Origin of the sequence: Modestobacter sp. VKM Ac-2983, from assembly GCF_026967885.1 — a bacterium.
In the GTDB taxonomy this organism is placed as follows: Bacteria; Actinomycetota; Actinomycetes; order Mycobacteriales; family Geodermatophilaceae; genus Modestobacter.
On the sequence record NZ_JAPVBK010000001.1, the window covers coordinates 966,646 to 984,121 of the forward strand.

Annotated in this window: 20 protein-coding genes; 11 read left to right on the forward strand and 9 right to left on the reverse strand. The window is 74.3% G+C overall.

Going from position 1 to position 17,476, the window contains the following annotated elements; translation table 11 throughout:
• Positions 1–10: 10 nt before the first annotated feature.
• Positions 11–1,045 (reverse strand): 5-methyltetrahydropteroyltriglutamate--homocysteine methyltransferase, encoded by a 1,035-nt coding sequence (locus O2W18_RS04620; RefSeq protein ID WP_269186379.1) that lies wholly within the window; start codon positions 1,043–1,045, stop codon positions 11–13.
• A gap of 161 nt (positions 1,046–1,206) precedes the next feature.
• Between O2W18_RS04620 and O2W18_RS04625 the strand changes: the two genes are divergently transcribed.
• The 4 genes from O2W18_RS04625 (at position 1,207) to O2W18_RS04640 (ending at position 4,613) form a co-directional block, all read left to right on the forward strand.
• Entirely contained in the window at positions 1,207–2,145 is a 939-nt protein-coding gene (locus O2W18_RS04625; protein WP_269186380.1) for a Rieske 2Fe-2S domain-containing protein, read from the forward strand.
• Positions 2,142–2,624 carry a hemerythrin domain-containing protein gene (locus O2W18_RS04630; RefSeq protein ID WP_269186381.1) on the forward strand — a complete coding sequence of 161 codons (483 nt, stop codon included), beginning with the start codon at positions 2,142–2,144 and terminating at the stop codon, positions 2,622–2,624. Before O2W18_RS04625 ends, O2W18_RS04630 begins: the two co-directional genes overlap by 4 nt.
• 124 nt (positions 2,625–2,748) lie before the next feature.
• Positions 2,749–3,966: a sensor histidine kinase gene (locus O2W18_RS04635; RefSeq protein ID WP_269186382.1), complete on the forward strand. Its 1,218-nt coding sequence runs from the start codon at positions 2,749–2,751 to the stop codon at positions 3,964–3,966.
• Positions 3,954–4,613, forward strand: coding sequence for a response regulator transcription factor (locus O2W18_RS04640; protein WP_269186383.1), 660 nt, complete (start codon positions 3,954–3,956; stop codon positions 4,611–4,613). The genes O2W18_RS04635 and O2W18_RS04640 overlap by 13 nt, the downstream gene beginning before the upstream one ends.
• 54 nt (positions 4,614–4,667) lie before the next feature.
• Here the strand turns inward: O2W18_RS04640 and O2W18_RS04645 are convergent, their stop codons facing one another.
• The 4 genes from O2W18_RS04645 to O2W18_RS04660 all read right to left on the reverse strand — a co-directional run bounded on the left by O2W18_RS04645 (position 4,668) and on the right by O2W18_RS04660 (position 7,605).
• The gene (locus O2W18_RS04645) at positions 4,668–5,432 is read right to left on the reverse strand and encodes a DUF6518 family protein (RefSeq protein WP_269186384.1); all 765 of its coding nucleotides are present in this window, start codon (positions 5,430–5,432) and stop codon (positions 4,668–4,670) included.
• A gap of 207 nt (positions 5,433–5,639) precedes the next feature.
• Positions 5,640–6,095, reverse strand: a complete 456-nt coding sequence (locus tag O2W18_RS04650) for a hypothetical protein (RefSeq protein WP_269186385.1) — start codon at positions 6,093–6,095, stop codon at positions 5,640–5,642.
• A gap of 50 nt (positions 6,096–6,145) precedes the next feature.
• On the reverse strand, positions 6,146–6,883 hold the full coding sequence (locus tag O2W18_RS04655; protein WP_269186386.1) for a hypothetical protein: 738 nt from the start codon (positions 6,881–6,883) through the stop codon (positions 6,146–6,148).
• Positions 6,880–7,605, reverse strand: coding sequence for an ABC transporter ATP-binding protein (locus tag O2W18_RS04660; protein WP_269186387.1), 726 nt, complete (start codon positions 7,603–7,605; stop codon positions 6,880–6,882). The genes O2W18_RS04655 and O2W18_RS04660 overlap by 4 nt, the downstream gene beginning before the upstream one ends.
• A gap of 129 nt (positions 7,606–7,734) precedes the next feature.
• Between O2W18_RS04660 and O2W18_RS04665 the strand changes: the two genes are divergently transcribed.
• A complete protein-coding gene (locus tag O2W18_RS04665) occupies positions 7,735–8,895 on the forward strand; it encodes a sensor histidine kinase (protein ID WP_269186388.1) in 1,161 nt (386 codons plus the stop codon).
• Entirely contained in the window at positions 8,892–9,542 is a 651-nt protein-coding gene (locus O2W18_RS04670) for a response regulator transcription factor (protein WP_269186389.1), read from the forward strand. Before O2W18_RS04665 ends, O2W18_RS04670 begins: the two co-directional genes overlap by 4 nt.
• 118 nt (positions 9,543–9,660) lie before the next feature.
• Here the strand turns inward: O2W18_RS04670 and soxR are convergent, their stop codons facing one another.
• Positions 9,661–10,104: a redox-sensitive transcriptional activator SoxR gene (gene soxR, locus O2W18_RS04675; RefSeq protein WP_269186390.1), complete on the reverse strand. Its 444-nt coding sequence runs from the start codon at positions 10,102–10,104 to the stop codon at positions 9,661–9,663.
• Between the two features lie 99 nt (positions 10,105–10,203).
• Between soxR and O2W18_RS04680 the strand changes: the two genes are divergently transcribed.
• From O2W18_RS04680 to O2W18_RS04695, 4 genes are all read left to right on the forward strand, one after another.
• Positions 10,204–10,545, forward strand: coding sequence for an antibiotic biosynthesis monooxygenase (locus O2W18_RS04680; protein ID WP_269186391.1), 342 nt, complete (start codon positions 10,204–10,206; stop codon positions 10,543–10,545).
• The gene (locus tag O2W18_RS04685; protein ID WP_269186392.1) at positions 10,546–11,361 is read left to right on the forward strand and encodes a MerR family transcriptional regulator; all 816 of its coding nucleotides are present in this window, start codon (positions 10,546–10,548) and stop codon (positions 11,359–11,361) included.
• A gap of 218 nt (positions 11,362–11,579) precedes the next feature.
• Positions 11,580–12,053: a GNAT family N-acetyltransferase gene (locus O2W18_RS04690; RefSeq protein ID WP_269186393.1), complete on the forward strand. Its 474-nt coding sequence runs from the start codon at positions 11,580–11,582 to the stop codon at positions 12,051–12,053.
• Complete coding sequence (locus O2W18_RS04695; RefSeq protein ID WP_269186394.1) at positions 12,050–12,760, forward strand: class I SAM-dependent methyltransferase; 711 nt, start codon at positions 12,050–12,052, stop codon at positions 12,758–12,760. Before O2W18_RS04690 ends, O2W18_RS04695 begins: the two co-directional genes overlap by 4 nt.
• Positions 12,761–12,802: 42 nt before the next feature.
• Here the strand turns inward: O2W18_RS04695 and O2W18_RS04700 are convergent, their stop codons facing one another.
• Entirely contained in the window at positions 12,803–13,987 is a 1,185-nt protein-coding gene (locus O2W18_RS04700; protein WP_269186395.1) for a serine hydrolase domain-containing protein, read from the reverse strand.
• Positions 13,988–14,111: 124 nt separating this feature from the next.
• Positions 14,112–14,618, reverse strand: a complete 507-nt coding sequence (locus O2W18_RS04705) for a hypothetical protein (RefSeq protein ID WP_269186396.1) — start codon at positions 14,616–14,618, stop codon at positions 14,112–14,114.
• 124 nt (positions 14,619–14,742) lie between these two features.
• Between O2W18_RS04705 and O2W18_RS04710 the strand changes: the two genes are divergently transcribed.
• The gene (locus tag O2W18_RS04710) at positions 14,743–15,744 is read left to right on the forward strand and encodes an aldo/keto reductase family protein (RefSeq protein WP_269186397.1); all 1,002 of its coding nucleotides are present in this window, start codon (positions 14,743–14,745) and stop codon (positions 15,742–15,744) included.
• Positions 15,745–15,789: 45 nt separating this feature from the next.
• Here the strand turns inward: O2W18_RS04710 and ggh are convergent, their stop codons facing one another.
• Complete coding sequence (gene ggh / locus O2W18_RS04715; RefSeq protein WP_269186398.1) at positions 15,790–17,346, reverse strand: glucosylglycerate hydrolase; 1,557 nt, start codon at positions 17,344–17,346, stop codon at positions 15,790–15,792.
• Positions 17,347–17,476 lie beyond the last annotated feature (130 nt).

Consider the following 17,476-nt stretch of genomic DNA (forward strand, 5'->3'; position numbering starts at 1 on the left):
GCCGTCCGGGTCAGAGCTCGGCGCGCAGCAGCTCCGCCGCCTGGGCGAGGGACCGCATCTTCCCCGCGGCCGACTCCCGCGGCAGGTACTTCAGCCCGCAGTCGCTGGACAGCACGAGCGTGTCGACGTCCACGTGGTCCAGCGCCCGGCGCACCCGGTCGGCGACGACCTGCGGGGTCTCCACCTCCGGGGTGGAGAGGTCCAGCACGCCCAGCGCGACCCCCTTGCCGCGCAGCGGGCGCAGGGTCGCCGGGTCCAGGTGCGACTGCGCCGTCTCGATCGAGATCGCCGCGGCGGGCACGTCGGCCAGCTGCGGCAGCACCGAGTAGCCCTCGGGACGGTCGGCGACCATCGCCGCGTAGCCGAAGCAGACGTGCACGTGCACCGGCCCGGGAGCGTCGGCGAGCGCTGCGGTGAGCACCTCGACGCCGTAGCGACGGGCCACCTCGGGGCGGGCCTGCAGCCACGGCTCGTCCAGCTGCACGATGTCGGCGCCGGCGGCGAACAGGTCGGCGATCTCCGCGCGGACGACCTCGGCGTAGGCCAGCGCCAGGGCCCGGTCGTCGCCGTAGTGGTCGTCCTGCGCCTGCTGCGCCATCGTGAACGGGCCGGGCACGGTGATCTTCACGGCCCGGTCGGTGTGCGCGCGGAGGAACCGCACGTCCGCCGCCTGCACTGCGGCCGGCCGGCGGATCTCACCCACGACCCGCGGCGCCGGGATGTCGATGCCGGAGCGGTTGCGCACCGACCCCGGGTGGTCGAGGTCCAGCCCGTCGAGCGCGGTGGCGAAGTGGTTGGAGTAGGACTCGCGCCGGATCTCGCCGTCGCCGATGATGTCCAGCCCGGCCTCCTCCTGCGCCCGGATGGTGGCGAGGGTGGCGTCGTCCTGGGCCTCCTGCAGGAACTCCGGGGGCACCCGCCACAGCTCCTTGGCCCGGACCCGTGGCGGGAACTGGTGCCCGAGCCGGTCGCGGTCGATCAGCCAGTCCGGCTGGGGGAGGCTGCCGACGACGGTCGTGGGCAGCGGGGGGAGCGAGGCGGGCACGGTTCCTCCTGAGGACGTGGACGCGCCCGATCCTCCACGCTGCGTGCGACGGGGCCGGCAGAGGCTCCCCGCAGGGCCCGGGGCTGCGGCGCCCGGGGACGTCGTTTCGTCCACCGGGCATCGGGCACTCGGGGGAACATGACTGGACGGGACGTCCCCCGGTGAGCGTGCGGAGTCGGCTGGAAGGTGTCCTGCGGGCGGTCGAGCGCTGGGACGTCCTCGACGCGCCGGGCTACCAGGTGGAACACGGCATCGCCCTGACGTACCTGCTCACCGGCCGGTACGCCCGGCCGCTGCAGGACCTGCTGCACGGCGTCTGGCTGGGCCACCCGCTGCACCCCGCGCTGGTCACCGTGCCGGTCGGGGCCTGGACGGCGGCGCTGGTGCTCGACGGTCTCGACGCGACCGGTCGGGGCGGTCCAGGAGCCGGTCCGGCGGCGCGGGCCGTCGTCGGCGTCGGGGTGGCCGGCGCGGTGGCGTCCGCGGCGACCGGGTTCACCGACTGGCAGCACGCGCACGACGGCGCCCGGCGGGTCGGGCTGGTGCACGCCGGGCTGAACAGCGCCGCACTCGCGCTGTACGGCTGGTCCTTCGCCGACCGCAGTCGCGGCCGGGCGGTGCGGGCTCGGGTCACCGCGGCGACCGGCCTCACGCTCACGCTGGCCAGCAGCTGGCTGGGCGGCGCCCTGTCCTACCGCCACGGCCTCGGCACCGACCACGCCGACCGCAGCCCCGAGCCGCGCCGGTTCACCCCCGTGCTCGCGCAGGCCGACCTCGTCGAGGGCGAGCCGGTCGGGGTGGACGTGGCCGGCGTGCCGGTGGTGCTGGTCGCCCGGGACGGCGAGGTCCACGCCGTGGGCGGCACCTGCCCGCACCAGGGCGCGCCGCTGGGGGAGGGGTGGCTGCACCGCGGGGAACTGGTCTGCCCGTGGCACGGGTCGCGCTTCGACCTGGCCACCGGGGAACCGGCGCAGGGTCCGTCGACCGCGCCGCTGCCCTGCTTCGAGACCCGGGTGAGCGACGGCCAGGTCGAGGTCCGCCGCCGGGCGCACTGGCGCAGTCCCACCGCCACGACGACCGCCGAGGAGGCGTCCCGATGAAGGCCGACCAGGTGCTGATCGCCCACCACGACGTCCTGCGTGGGCTGCTGCGGGAACTCGCGGAGACGACCGACGACCAGGTCGCGGACCGCCGGCGGCTGCGTGATCGGCTGCTGCGCGAGCTGGAGGTGCACACCCAGATCGAGGACGAGCTGTTCTACCCCGCCGTCCGGGACGTCTCCCCGCTGCTCTCGCTGGCCCACGCCGAGCACCGCCAGATCGACGAACAGCTCGCCACGGTCATGCGCACGCCCGTGGACGACCCGGAGTTCGTCACCGAGGTGCGGATGCTCTCCTCGACGCTGCACCACCACACCTTCGAGGAGGAGCAGCGGATGTTCCCCCAGTCGCACGGCCTCGGTGAGGAGCGGCTGGAGGAGCTCGGCCACCAGCTGCAGGAGAGGCAGGAGGAGCTCGGCCGCTCCGGCGCGATGCGGCTGATCGTGCGGCTCAAGCGGATGACGCTGAAGCTGGTCTGACCCGCCCGGGGTACAGCAGGCTCTACTCCTGGCTCGGTTCGCTGTCCCCGCGCGGTGCCGGGCCCTAGCGTCTGCAGCCGTGGGGACGACGAGCAGGCAGCGCGCGGGCGCCCGGCGAGGCCCCGTGGCCCGCGCGGCCGGCCGCAGCCTCGTGGCCCTGGAGCAGCTGCCGGGTGCGCTGGGCACGGCGTTGCTCGCGCTGGGCGTGCTGCTGTTCCTGCTCGGCGCACTGGTCACCAGCCTGGTCGGGATCGGGCTGCTGGCGCTGCCCGCCGGCCTGCGCGGGGTCCACGCGGTCGCCGAACGGGAACGGGGCCGGCTCGGTCGCTGGGGTCCGGAGGTCGTCGGCCCGGGGCCCCCGCCGCGGCCACTCCGGGACGCCGCTGCCGACCCGGCCACCCGGCGCCAGCTGCGCTGGCTGGCGGGGCATGCGACGGCCGGCCTGCTGCTGTCGGCGGTCGGGCTGCTGCTGCCGATCTACGCCGTCCGTGAGCTCACCTTCCCGCTGTGGTGGCAGCTGCTGCCCGAGGACGAGGCCACCGACGCGCTGACCTTCTGGGTGGTGGAGGACTGGGCCGACGTCGTCCCGGTGACGGCCATCGGACTGGTCTGGGCGCTGCTCACCGTCGTGCTCACCCCGCCGGTGGCCGGCCTCCTGGCCCGGCGCGGACGCCGGCTGCTGGCCGCGGACGCCGGCACGGACCTCTCGCTGCGGGTCGCGGAGCTCACCGCCACCCGCGCCGCCGCCCTGGACGCGCACGCCACCGAGCTGCGCCGGATCGAGCGCTCCCTGCACGACGGCGCACAGAACCGGCTGGTCGGTGTCACGGTGCTGCTCGGCGCCGCCCGGCGGGCCGTGCCCCGGGACCCGGCGGCCGCCGAGGAGATCCTCGGGCGGGCGCAGGACGCCGCGGAGCAGGCCCTGGCCGAGCTGCGGTCGGTGGCCCGCGGCATCCTGCCGCCGGTGTTGGAGGACCGCGGTCTGGCCGGCGCGCTCACCGGTCTGGCCGCCACCTCCGCCGTGCCGTGCCAGGTGGACGTCGACGTGCCGGTCCGCTGCGCCGCCTCCGTCGAGGCGACCGCCTACTTCGCCGTCGCCGAGGCGCTCACCAACGTGTCCCGGCACAGCGGGGCCGGACGGGTCGCCGTCGACGTACGACTGCGCGAAGGGCGGCTGTGCGTCCGCGTCACCGATGACGGCGCCGGTGGGGCGGTCGAGGGCGGGGGCACCGGGATCGTCGGCATCCGCCGCCGGGTCGAAGCGCACGACGGCACCCTCACCCTGACCAGCCCGCCCGGCGGGCCCACCACCGTGACCGTGGAGCTGCCGTGCGGATCGTGATCGCCGAGGACGACGCCCTGCTGCGCGAGGGCCTGGCCCTGCTGCTGCGGGCGGAGAAGCTGGACGTGGTGGCGACCGCGGCCGGTCCGGCGGAGTTCCTCACCGCGCTGGACGAGCACCGGCCCGACGTGGCGATCGTCGACGTCCGGATGCCGCCGACGCACACCGACGAGGGGATCGTGGCCGCCGTCGAGGCGCGGCGCCGCCGCCCGGACCTCGCCGTCCTGGTGCTGTCGGCGCACGTGGAGCAGGCCTTCGCCACCGACCTGCTCGCCGGCGGCGCCGCCCGGCTGGGCTACCTGCTCAAGGAGCGGGTCGGCCGGGTGGAGGAGTTCCTGGGCGCCCTGCACCGGGTCGCCGCCGGCGGCACCGCGATCGACCCGGAGGTGGTCGCCCAGCTGTTCGCCCGGACCCGGACCGACACCCGGCTGGAGCGGCTCAGCCCGCGGGAGCGGGAGGTGCTCGCCCTGATGGCCGAGGGGCTGGGCAACACCGCGATCGGGGAGCGGCTGGTGGTCACCGACGGCGCGGTGCACAAGCACATCCGCAGCATCTTCGCCAAGCTCGACCTGCCGCCCGACGACCGGGCCGACCGCCGGGTGACCGCGGTGCTCCGCTACCTCGAGGACGTCCGCCGCCGCGGTTGACGGGTGCTCCTCGAGCGCGCATCGAGACATGCGGGTGTGTGCGCCTGGCACGGCTCAGGCGACGACTCGCAGCAGCGCCTGGCCGGCGGCACCGAGCGGGAGGACCAGCAGCAGCCAGACCATGGCGGTGCCGATGCCCCGACCAGGCGCACGAGCCGCTCGTGCCGCCGGCGCAGCGGCTCCCAGGGCCACCACGAGCAGGGCCCCGAGGGTGCAGAAGACGACGGCGTCACCGGCGTACCCCAGGTAGACCCCGTAGCCGATGGCGCCTTCGGAGAGGAACACCCCGCCCAGGAGCGCCGCGCTCAGCGTCGCCCAGCGCAGCGACCGCACCCGACGCCAGCACCACCCCGCCGCGCCGAACACCGGACCGCCGACCACCCCGGTGGCCACCCACACCACGACCATGGACGGGTTGACGCCGAAGTCACGCACCATGGAGACGAGGTAGTACCCGCCGACCTCGCCGAGGCAGACGAGGACCCCGGCGACGGCAGCGACCCACGACCGCCTGGTCAGCGCACCGACGGCGAAAGCGGGGGCGACCCAGGGACTGACTGCGTTGGCCAGCCCGGAGAAGGGCCAGGGCAGGACCGTCTGCAGGCCGGACGTCGCGGCTCCCCATGCCAGGCCGATCAGCACGGCCACGCCGAGCGCCACCGGCGCCCCCAGCCCGGATCGCCGCTCCTCGCGGGGCGGGAGGTGGGATCGGCCGCCGTCGACACCGCCATCCCGGTCGTGGGCGTCGTCGAGAGGACGGTCAGGAGCAGCCTGCGGAGCCTCGGGCGAGGCGGCGGCAGCGGGAACGGGATTGCTCACGGGTGAACCCTGGCAGGCAGCAGGTCACCGCGGATCGACCCGCGGACGGACATCGGCGAACACACCTCATCCCCAGGTCGGACCGCGTGCCGATCCGGCACTCGCCCTCCTGCCGGGCCGCCGTGCCTCCCGCAGGTGGACCCGGAGGACCTCCTCGGCTGCTGCGCTGCGTCTGCTGGCTCCGGGACGGGACTGCCGGTCGCTCGCTCAGGCGGGGTCGGACGAAGGTGGCGGCACCAGCCAGAGCCCGATCGTCAGCACGCCGTAGACCAGCGCCGGGCCGGTGTGCGGGAGCCGCTTGCCGGCCGCGGCCCGGGCCTGCCCCCGCCGGAAGGCCCACCGTTCACCCGCGACCACCCCGCGGGCCGCGAGGGCGAGCGCGGCCGCCACGGAGCCGAGGGTGACGGCCTGCTTGCCCACGGGTAGCGACCGGAAGGTGGGCGGCGGGTCATCGCCGTCGGGTTCCGGCCGTTCACGGGTGGTGGCCAACGCCGCCCGGAGCTCGGGTGCACTGAGCGCGAGGGACCCGGCGAACAGGCCGACCTTCGCCCATCCTCGAGCGGTGCGCGAGGAGATGACGTCGGGCATGGCGTACCAGAGGACGGTGGCCGTTCCCGAAGCGAGGACTGCGCCTGCTCGCGGGGGCGCCGCGGTGGTCGTCATGCAGCCATCCTCCCGTGCGCCCCGGCCCGTGGGGACCGAGATCGGTGCGGTCAGGCGTCCCGGCGGCGCAGCAGCCACCAGGCGCCGAGCAGCGCCGCTGCGGCCCACAGGGCCAGCACGACCAGCCCGGTGACCGGGCCGAAGGCGTCGATCGGGCGGGCGTGCAGTCGGACGGCGACCTGGCCGGCGCGGTCGGGGAGGTAGACCGCGAGGCGCTGCAGCACCGGGACCAGCTCGAGCAGCGGCGACACCAGGAAGAAGAACGGGACCAGGAACCCCAGGGCGCCGGTCTGGTCGCGCAGCATCATGGCCACGCCCATGCAGACCACGGCCAGCAGCGTCGGGTACAGCGCTGCCGCCACGGTCGGTCGGGCCAGCTCCGACAGGCCGACCCCCGCCGGTCCGAGCAGGGCCTGGGTGACCACCGCGCTGACCAGCGCGGTGACCGTCGCGGTGGCCAGCACCAGCGCGGCGCCCACGGCGACCTTGCTCACCAGGAAGACCCCGCGCCGCGGGACGGCGACCAGCGCGTCGTGCACCGTCTGCCGGCCGTACTCCCCGGCGGTGAGCAGCACCGCGACCACGATGACGGCCACGTGCCCGAAGTTCAGGCCGTAGAAGGCGAGCAGGCCGGCGTCGTAGTCGGGCTCGGCGGCCTGCAGGTCACCGATCGCACCGACGACGGCGGCGCTGACGCCGGTGACGGCGACGGCGAAACCGGCGAGGCACACCCACGTCGACCGCAAGGTGGTCGCCTTGACCCACTCGGCGTGCAGGGCGGCGATCACCGGCCGGCTCCGGTGGTCAGGGCCAGGAAGGCGTCCTCCAGCGACCGGTGGTCGGTCCCCGGCGCGGAGTGCTCGGCGAGGAAGTCGGGCAGCGGGGTGTCGGCCAGCAACCGGCCGCGGTCGATGACGAGCACGTGGTCGGCGGTCTGCTCGATCTCGCTCATCAGGTGGCTGGAGACCAGGACCGTGCGGCCCTCGGCGGCGAGCCGCCGCAGCGACGTGCGCAGCCACCGGATGCCCTCGGCGTCCAGCCCGTTGACCGGTTCGTCCAGCAGCAGCACCGCCGGGTCCCCGAGCAGGGCGGCAGCCAGGCCGAGCCGCTGCCGCATGCCCAGGGAGAACCCGCGCACCCGCCGGTCGGCGACGGCGGTCAGGTCGACGGTGTGGAGGACCTCGTCGATCCGGCATCCGGGCAGGCGGTTGCTCGCGGCGAGCCAGCGCAGGTGTGCCCGCGCCGTCCGGCCGGGGTGCGGTGCGCTGCTGTCCAGCAGCGAGCCCACGGTCCGCAGCGGGTCGCGCAGTTCGGCGTAGGGGGAGCCGTTGATGCGGGCGGTGCCGGCGGTCGGCCGGTCCAGCCCGAGCAGCATCCGCAGCGTGGTCGACTTCCCGGCCCCGTTGGACCCCAGGAAGGCGGTGACCACGCCCGGTGCCACGTCGAACGTCAGCCCGGTCACCGCGGTGACCCCGCCGTACCGCTTGGTCAGTCCGCGTACCTCGATCACGTCGCGCTCCCGTCGTCCGGCATGCACCCACGCTGGCCGACCGGGGGCCCCTGCGCCTCCATCGCGCGATCACGTCGACTCCCTCTCCAGCGGGACGCCGTGGCGGCCGGGAGACGGGATCATGGCCGCGTGCACAGCGTCCTGCGGCCGGCGACCAGCAGGACGACGTGGACGCGCGTCCTGCACCTGGTGGTCGGACTGTGGTTCGCGGTCGCCTGCGCGATGGTCTGGCCGGGGCTGGAGGACACCTCGCCGGGCACGCTCGCCGGGCTCTCGTTGGCCCCGTTGCCGCTGCTGGTGTTGCTTGCCGGCGTCCCGGTGGTGCGGCGCAGCGAGGGCGTCCAGGTGCGCGCCCTGGTGCTGCCCGGCGACGACGACGTCACGGTCGACTCCTCGCGGAGCTGGTCGGACCGGGCGCGGCTGCTGGCCTGGCTCGTCGTGCGGGTCGAGCTCGGCGTGCTGGCCGGGCAGCTGACGGCGGTCACCGTGGCCACCGTGCTGGGCCTCGCGTCGGGGGCGGCGGGGGGTGCCCCGGGCTGGGCCCGCCTGCTGCTCGCCCTGCTGCTGGTGGTCGCGCTGGTGTACGCACTCGCCGCGTTGGGCGGGCTGCTCGCGGCAGCGGCCCGGCACCTGCTGCACCCCTCGGCGGCCGAGCGGCTGGCCGCGCAACGGGCCCGCACCGAGCGGCTGCAGGAGCGCACCCGGCTGGCCGCCGAGCTGCACGACTCGATCGGGCACGCGCTGACGGTCACGCTGCTCCAGGCCGGTGCCGCGCGAGAGGTCGCCGGCCGGGACCCGGCGTTCGTCGACGGCGCGTTGCGCGCCATCGAGGACTCCGCCCGGCAGGCCACCACCGACCTGGATCGGGTCCTCGGCCTGCTGCGCGACACCTCCCGCCCGCCCGTGGCGGCGCCCACGCTGGCCGACCTCGACCGGCTGGTGCACTCCGCCGAGGCCGCCGGGGCGCAGGTCGACCTGCACGTCGCCGGCCAGCTGGCCGACCTGCCGGGGCAGCTCTCCGAGGAGGGCTACCGGATCGTGCAGGAGGCGCTCACGAACGCCCTGCGGCACGCCGGCCCGGTGCCGGTGCGGCTGCGGGTCGAGGTGGACGGCGGGGGACTGGTCGTCGACGTCCGCAACCCCACCCCGGTGGCGCTCCCCGCCGCAGCCGGCACCGGCAGTGGAGTGCCCGGCCTGCGCCACCGGGCCGCCGCGCTCGGCGGCACGGTGGAGGCCGGCCGGGTGGACGACGGCTGGCGGGTCGCCGTCCGGCTGCCGGTGCCCGGATGACCGTCCGGGTGCTGCTGGTCGACGACGAGGAGCTGGTGCGCAGCGGCTTGCGCACCATCCTCGACGCGCAGCCGGACATCGAGGTGGTCGGCGAGGTCGCGGACGGGGCCGTGGTCGTGCCGGCGGTGGTGCGGTTGCGCCCGGACGTCGTCGTCCTGGACATCCGGATGCCGCTGGTGGACGGGATCGAGGCGACCCGGACGCTGCGGCGCCACCACCCCACCGCCCCGCGGGTGCTGGTGCTGACCACCTTCGCCGACGACGAGAACGTGGTCGCGGCCCTGCACGCCGGGGCCGACGGGTTCCTCCCGAAACGGGCGCGGCCGGCCGAGATCGTGGACGCCGTGCGGATAGTCGCCCGGGGCGAGAGCCTGCTGTTCCCGGCCGCGATCCGGTCCCTCGCTGCGCGGCACGCGGGCGGGGGCACGGCCCGAGGTGCGGCGCGGGTGGCGTTGACCGACCGGGAGGCGGAGGTGCTGCGGCTGATGGCGCACGGGCTGAGCAACGGTGAGATCGCCACCGAGCTGTTCCTCGGCCTGCAGACCGTCAAGACCCACGTCAGCAGCCTGCTGCGCAAGCTCGGCGCCCGGGACCGCACGCAGGCCGTGATCGCTGCCTACGAGTCGGGTCTGGTGCCGCTGCGCTGAGGGTTGGGGCCCGGCTGCGCACGATGGCGCAGCCCGTGGGGTCACCGAGCTGTCGACCGGGCAGGACCTCTCGGGCCGCACCGCCTGGACGACGCCCGCCGCCGCGCTCCGCGATGTCTCAAGGGTCCACCTGCGCTCGCCGGATCAGCCGGGCGCCCGGGCCCTCTGTGGCTGCCTCGTCGCCCGGGTTGTACAGCGGGCACCGGTCGAGGGAGAGGCAGCCACAGCCGACACATCCGTCGAGGTCGTCGCGGAGGGCTGTCAGCTCCGCGATGCGCGCGTTGACGTGGGAGCGCCACGACGCCGACAGCGCCGACCACTCGGCGCGGGTCGGTGCTCGGTCGGTGGGCAGCTCGGCGAGTGACTGGCGGATCTGGGCCAGGGACAGTCCGACGCGCTGCCCGGCGGCCACGACGGCCAGCCGGCGCAACGTCCAGCGCGGGTAGCGGCGGTGGCGGCCTGCCGAGCGGGTGCTGCTGATGAGGTCGATCTCCTCGTAGTAGCGGAGGGTCGCCGGGGACAGTCCGGCCCGGTGGGACAGCTCTCCGATGGTCAGCAGCACATCGGCAGCCTCACGGGCTGAGGGGTTGATCTCAAGTCCCCTTGAGATGTGAGGGTCCTCCTGGGTGACGCAGAGCGCGTCGCTGGGCGAGGAGGACAGATGTTCGCCGTGGTCTACCGGTGGCGGCTGCGACCGGGGAGCGAGGAGCAGTTCCGTGACGGCTGGGAGCGGGTGACCCGCGCGATCCGTACCGGTTGCGGCAGTCACGGGTCCCGCTTGCACCGCGCCGCCGATGGCACGTGGGTCGCCTATGCCTGCTGGCCCGATGCGGCCACGCGGGAGCGTTGCGCGTTCGATGAACCCGAGGGGGAGCGGTTGATGTCGGAGTCGGTGGCTGAGCGCTTCCCCGAGCTGACCCTCGAGTTGATCAGCGATCTGCTGACAGAGCCGACCGCAGCCTCGTCACGCCTCCGGCCACCCCTTGACCTTGACACTGTGTGAGTGGGTGACGTGGGTGGCGACATGTTGAGCATCGGGAAACTGGCGTACCGCGCAGGGGTCTCCCGACGCATGCTGCGTCACTGGGAGGAGGTCGGCCTCGTGGCGCCAGCCGAGGTGGACGACAGGACCGCCTACCGGAAGTACAGCCCGAGTCAGACGGGTCGGGTCCGTGCCATTGCGGCACTTCGTGCTGTCGGCTTCGGTCTGGACGCCATCGCCGATCTCCTCAGCGCTGATCTCTCCGAGGCTCGGCTCATGGCGCTGCTCCACGCGCGTGAGGTCGACCTGGCAGCGCAGGTCTCCGAAGCATCGACGCGTCTGCAGGAAGTGCGCCTCCGCATCGACTCCCTACGGGAAGGACGTCGCGTCATCATGAGCTCTCTCGAACTGGGTCCCCTTCCGGGCCTGCACGTGGCGTCGCTGCAGTCGTCGGTGGGCGACGAGTCCGAGATCGGGGTCGCCGTGGAGGAGTTGATCCGCGCGTTGCGCTCCCGTCTGACTGCTGTCGACCGGGACGATGCTGACGTCGTCCTCACCTACGACGGGATGGCGGATGAGCAGTCGATCCGCGTGACGGCCGGCGTGTCCGCCAACGACCAGGAGATCGGCCCCGAGCTCTCGCTCGTCGCCGTTCCCTCGTCCGAGCGCGGAGTGACGGTCCGCTACGAAGCCGCACCCCGGAGCATCGGTGACGCGTGGATCACGCTCGATGCGCAGCTCGAGCAGTACGGCTTGCGCACGCATGGGGTCTACCGGCAGACGCTGACCTCCGCGGGTGGGGTGGTCCTCCAGGCACCGGTGGTCCCCCTGCTCTAGATCCGCTGTTCGTCGGGCAGTGCGTACGGCGTTGGCCGGTCGTTCTGCGGCGACCGCCACGGGAGGGTGCCCCGTTGTGTCGGTGGGGGTGGAACGGCATGCTGCTCGGCATGACGACGACGTGGTGGCCCACCCGCTAGGTGGTCCACGTCCGAGTCCACCTGTTCCGGTGGGCTCGTCGTCGCACGCGGTCCGCCTCCTCCGAGGAAGGACCGCCCGTGCCCTCGCTCCCCACTCTCCGGCCCCTGGACGTCGCTGAGTCCGGTGAACTGCTCACGCTGCAGCGGGCCGCCTACGTCACCGAGGCCCAGCTGTACGGCGACGTCCGGCTGCCCGCGCTCGTGCAGACCCTCCCCGAGCTGCTCACCGAGCTCACGGCCGCCGGCTGCCTCGGGGCCTGGCTGGGCTCTCGACTGGTGGGCGCCGTCCGGGTGTGCGAGGACGACGGCGTCCTGCACATCGGCCGGCTGGTGGTCGCGCCCGACCTGCAGGGTCAGGGCATCGGCAGCCGGCTGCTGGCCGCTGCGGAGGCCGCCACGCGACTGCCCCGGGCGACCCTGTTCACCGGTGCGCGCAGTACGGGGAACCTCCGGCTGTACGCCCGGTGCGGGTACGTGGAGAGCGCCCGCGAGGAGCTGCGGCCGGGCATCCAGCTCGTGCACCTGGTCAAGCAGTTGGCCGGCACCCGGTGAGCGGCCGGCAACCCGAGGCCCGCAGCATCGGGGAGTTCCTCGTCAGCGCGCGCGATGCCGACGAGTACCAGGCGATGTTCGACCTCACCGACGGCGACCTGACCGGCCGGGTGCTCGACTGCCCCGGCGGCGGGGCGAGCTTCACGGCCACCGCCTGTGCCCGTGGCGTCGACGCGGTCGCTGTCGACCGGGTGTACGGCGCACGGCCGGCAGCGCTGATCGCCCAGTTGGACGCCGAGCTCGCCCGCGGTGCCGCCTGGACCCGGGCCACCGCCGAGCGGTACGCGTGGGGCTTCTACGGTGACCCGGCCGCGCACGCCCGCCGCCGCCGGGAGTCCGCCGGGGTCTTCGCCGCCGACCTGCTCGCTCACCCGGAGCGGTACGTCCCTGCGTCGCTGCCCCACCTGCCCTTCCCCGACGGCTCGTTCGACCTCGTGCTCTCCTCCCACCTGCTGTTCACCTATGCCGACCGCTTGGACCACGACTGGCACCGAGCGGCGCTGCAGGAGATGGTCCGGGTCAGCCGCGGCAGGGTTCGGGTCTTCCCGCTGGTCGACCAGGCCGGTGGACGGCTCACCGGGCTGGTCGAGCACCTCGTGTCCGAGGTGAGCGCAGCCGGCATCGCTGCGGTCCTGCGTCCGGTCCCGTTCGAGTTCCAGCAAGGAGCCCGGGAGATGCTCGAACTCGACGTCTCCCAGCGATGCTGAGGGTTGAGGCCTGGGGCGTGCCGACGTCGAGGACGTCGTCGCTCACTCGCAGAGGGCGGCGTCGACGACGTCCTCGACGTGCACGATCTGCTCCAGCTCGGTGGGCAGCGCGGTGACCGCGAGCATGACGCCGCGCCCGTCCTCGGTGACCGCACCCCGGGTCTCGTAGCCGGGGATGTCGCCGCCGTGGGTCCAGGCGGTGCCGCCGCAGCTGAGCGTGAACGTCTGCAGCCCCAGGCCGTAGGCCTCGTCGCCGCTGGCGGCCGAGCCCGGCGCCGGCACCGTCGACTGCATCTCGGTGTGCATCGCCGGGCCGAGCAGCTCGCCGTCGACCAGGGCGGTGAAGAAGTCCAGCAGGTCGCCGGGGCTGGCGACCAACTGGCCGGCGGCCCAGCCGAAGGCCGGGTCCTGCACGGTCACGTCGGCGTACTCGGCCCCCGGCTCGGCGGCGTAGTACCCGTGCGGGTGGTCCCCGCGGAGCTCCTGCTCGCCCTCGTGCGGCCAGTAAGTGTCGTCCAGATCGAGCGGCTCGATGATCCGGGTGGTGATCTCCGCGCCGATCGGCCGGCCGGTGACCTCCTGGACGAGCAGCCCGGCCAGCACGTAGTTGGTGTTGCTGTACTCCCAGCCGGCGTCGGGGGCGAAGGAGGCCGGCCGGGCCAGCGCGATGTCGAGCAGCTGATGGGGCTCGACGTAGCGGTGCTGCACCGCGAGGTAGTCGGCCACCACGACGTCGTCGTAGTCGGGGAGCCCGCTGGTGTGCTGCAGCAGCTGGCGCACGGTGATGGCGTTGCCGTCGCCGCCCGGTCCACGCACGAGCCCGGGCAGGTACGTCTCGATCGGGGCCTCCAGGTCGACCAGGCCTTCCTCGACCAGCTGCAGGACGACGGTGGCGACGAAGGTCTTGGTGTTGCTGGCGATCCGCACCTCGCCGTCGACCGGCACCGGCTCGCCGGTGGTCAGGTCGCCGACCCCGGCGGTGAGGTGGTGCACCCGGCCACCCGGGCCACGGACGGCAGCGAGCGCGCCGGGGAACCCGTCGTCGACGACGAGCGCGTCCAGCTCACCCTGCAGGGCGTGCACCGGCCGGGCGGCATCAGCCGCAGCGTCGTCCGGGCTCAGCAGGCCGGTGGCGCCGGCGGCTGTCACCGTGGCGGCGGCGACCAGCAGCGTGGCCCAGGTGCGGCGGGGGACGGGGGAGCGGTTCGGGTCGGTGGCTGCGGACACGGGGACTCCTCGGAGCAGGTCGGTCGTGCGGACCTCCCGAGCCTGTCCGGGCAGGCCCCGCCGATCGATCCCGCCCAGGGGTCACCCGAGGTGGCGCAGGCTGCACCCAGGCGTGGGTGCAGCCTCAGCCCTCGATCGAGGCGCAGGCCGACCAGGCGGCGCCCTCGGCCAGGACCTCGTCGTCCAGCGGCAGCACGATGAGCGATGTGCCGTCCTCGTCGGCCAGCAGGTCCAGGTCGAACTCCCCGGCCAGGGTGTCCAGCCGGCCGACCTCCAGCTCGGTGACCGGCAGGGCCGGCAGGTCGGCCACCGGGGCGCCGTCGATCGCGTCCTCGGTGCAGCCGCCCTCGCTGACCAGGAGCATGTCGTGGTCGCCCGGGGCCAGTCCGCTCGCCTCCACCTCGATCTCCGTCCCGAGGTCGGTGCTGGTGAAGGTGGCGGTGCCCAGCACGCTGCCCTCGGGATCGACCAGCTCGCCGGTCAGGTCGACCAGCACCTCGGGTTCCTCGGTCACCTCCCCGTTGCCCAGCCCTTCGAAGGAGCCCCCGACGCCGGCCGTGCTCTCGCCCCCGCAGGCGGTGAGGCCGAGGGCGGCGGCGGCGGTGGCGGAGAAGAGCATCGTCCGCTTCACAGGGAACTCCTTCAGGTCGTGGGCATGGTCCGGGAGGGGACTGCCCCTGTTCCCCGCGTCCCATTCCCGTCGGTCACCGACTCGATGCCGAGCCGTGACCTGGGCCAGCGGGTAGGAACGACACATGGAGTTCCGACACCTGGGCCGCAGCGGCCTGAAGATCAGCGAGATCACCTACGGCAACTGGATCACCCACGGCGGGCAGGTGGAGGCCGAGGCGGCGAACGCCTGCGTCCGGGCCGCCCTTGACGCCGGCATCACCACCTTCGACACCGCCGACGTCTACGCCGGTGGCCGGGCCGAGGAGGTGCTGGGCGCGGCCCTGGCCGGTGAGCGGCGCAGCGGCATCGAGCTGTTCAGCAAGGTCTACTGGCCGACGGGGCCCGGTCGGAACGACCGCGGACTGTCCCGCAAGCACGTGCTCGAGTCGATCGACGCGTCACTGCGCCGCCTCGGCACCGACTACCTGGACCTCTACCAGGCGCACCGCTACGACTACGAGACGCCGCTGGAGGAGACGATGCTGGCCTTCGCCGACGTCGTGCGCAGCGGCAAGGCCCTCTACATCGGCGTCTCGGAGTGGCGGGCCGAGGAGATCCGGGCGGGGAAGGCCCTCGCCGACGAGCTCAACATCCCGCTGGTCTCCAACCAGCCGCAGTACTCGGCGCTCCACCGGGTGCCCGAGGCGGAGGTCATCCCGGCCTCCCGCGAGCTGGGCATCAGCCAGATCGTCTTCTCCCCGATCGCCCAGGGCGTGCTCACCGGCAAGTACCTGCCGGGCCAGCCCGTGCCGGCCGGCTCGCGGGCGACTGACGAGAAGGGCGGCGGGGCGAACATGATCGCCCGCTGGATGAAGGACGACGTCCTGGAGCGGGTGCAGGAGCTCAAGCCGATCGCCGACGACCTGGGGCTGACGATGGCCGCGCTGGCGGTGGCCTGGGTGCTGCAGGAGGAGAACGTCGCAGCGGCGATCATCGGGGCCAGCCGGCCGGAGCAGGTGACCGACAACGTCAAGGCCTCCGGGGTCCGGCTCGACGACGACGTCAGGAAGCGGATCGACGAGGTGCTCGCCCCGGTGGCGCTGACCGACCCCGCGCTGACCAAGAGCCCCGACCCTCGGCCGTGAGACCGGGCCGGGCCGGCTCATCGGAGCCCGCCCGGCCCGGCTCGGTCAGGACGGCCGCTGCTGGGGCTGCGGGGTGGTGGCCGGGCCGCGGCCGTGCGGCGGGCGGCGGCCGGCGACGTGCCCGGTGTGCGGGACCGGCGAGGGCTGGTGGGTGTCCCGCGGGGCGTCCCGGTGCGCGTCCCGCTGGGCGGGGGTGATCCGGGGCAGCTCGCTGGTGAGCCAGCGGACCGGACGCCGCTGGGCCGGACGACGGGCGGCGAGGAAGTCCAGCGCGATCGCCGCCGTCCACGACTGGTCGCGGCTGCCGAGCGTCTCGCCGGTCACCGGCTGGTAGTACTCGGCGAAGTCGCAGTCGATCAGCTGGGACAGCCCGGCCAGCCGCAGCTGGTTGGCCGCCTCCGGCTCGCCGGAGCGGTTCAGCGCCCAGGCCATCAGCCAGTTGAGCACCGGCCACTGCGGCCCGCGCCAGTAGGTCTGCTCCCGGAACGCCGGTGAGGCCGGGGAGACCGAGGGCATGACCGGCCAGCGCAGCCGGGAGTGCCCGCACCAGCGCGGCCCGAGCAGCAGGTCGCGCTGCCGGCGGGTGAGCGCCTCGTCGCCGCCGCACACCAGCGGGGCGAACCCGGCGGCGCTCTCCACGTCCAGCCACTGGCCGGTGCGCAGGTCCAGGTCGCGGGCCAGCCCGGTCCGCGGGTCGACCGAGCGCAGCACGCCGGTGCGGAACCGGCGGGCGATCGCCCGGGACTGCTCGACGCCCCCGGCCGTGCCTCCGCCGATCCCCAGCTCCTCGCCCATGTCGGCGAGCAGGTCGCTGGCGGCGGCCAGCAGCGCCGACACCAGCACGTCGCCCACGACGAAGTCACCGGTCGCCCGGTAGGCGGTGTCGTCGTAGCGGGTGCGGACCTTCTGCTCCAGCAGCCACAGGTAGCGGGCGTACTCGGCGTCGGTCGGCCGCTGCGACGGGTCCGCGACGTGGGCCAGGTCGGCTCGGACGAACGGCGGCATGTCCGGCTGCGGGTGCACGTTGGCGTACGGGGAGTCCCAGCGCGGGGAGTCGTCCATCCCGGACTCCCAGCCGTGGTGGATCTCCACCAGCCCGTAGGAGTACGGGTCGCGGGCGGTCGCCAGGTAGGAGTGCCAGGCCAGCCACTGGTCGAAGGTCTCCCGCACGAACTCCTCGGCCAGCTCCTGGTCGGCGCCGCCCTTCCGGCGGGCGTCGTGCAGGATCCGGGACAGCGCGATGACGTGGATCGGCGGCTGGCAGATGCCCGACGTCAGCACCCCGGCCGGGCGGGCGGCGGCCACCTGGGTGCGCCAGCGCTCCGGGCCGGGGAAGTAGTCGCTGGGCTCGTGGAACAGGATGTGCGGGATCATCCCGGTCGCCCACTGCCCCGACAGCAGGCTGCGCAGCTCGTTGAGCGCCCGGGGGACCGAGACCGTCGCGATGCCCAGCGCCACGAAGCCGGCGTCCCAGCTCCACATGTGCGGGTAGAGGGTGGGGGAGGCGACGGTGAAGGCGCCGCGGTCGTTCGCCCGCAGGACGTAGCCGGCGCGGCCGGACATCAGCCCGATCTCCACTGCGCTCGGTTGGGACACGGTCATCTGCTGGTCCGCTCCTCTCGCCGGTGCCCGGCCATCCTCACCCGGAACGCTCGGGGACGCCGGTCCCTCGCGGACATTTCACGCGAACGTCACGCTGCAGTCGTTGACCGCCACGCCAGCAGCTGTCTTC

What these genes read in the sequence shown, in the direction of transcription:
- O2W18_RS04630 (WP_269186381.1), top strand. Translation starts at nt 2,142, where the DNA reads ATGAAGGCCGACCAGGTGCTGATCGCCCACCACGACGTCCTGCGTGGG.
- O2W18_RS04650 (WP_269186385.1), bottom strand. Translation starts at nt 6,095, where the DNA reads ATGACGACCACCGCGGCGCCCCCGCGAGCAGGCGCAGTCCTCGCTTCG.
- O2W18_RS04670 (WP_269186389.1), top strand. Translation starts at nt 8,892, where the DNA reads ATGACCGTCCGGGTGCTGCTGGTCGACGACGAGGAGCTGGTGCGCAGC.
- O2W18_RS04680 (WP_269186391.1), top strand. Translation starts at nt 10,204, where the DNA reads ATGTTCGCCGTGGTCTACCGGTGGCGGCTGCGACCGGGGAGCGAGGAG.
- O2W18_RS04710 (WP_269186397.1), top strand. Translation starts at nt 14,743, where the DNA reads ATGGAGTTCCGACACCTGGGCCGCAGCGGCCTGAAGATCAGCGAGATC.
- ggh (WP_269186398.1), bottom strand. Translation starts at nt 17,346, where the DNA reads ATGACCGTGTCCCAACCGAGCGCAGTGGAGATCGGGCTGATGTCCGGC.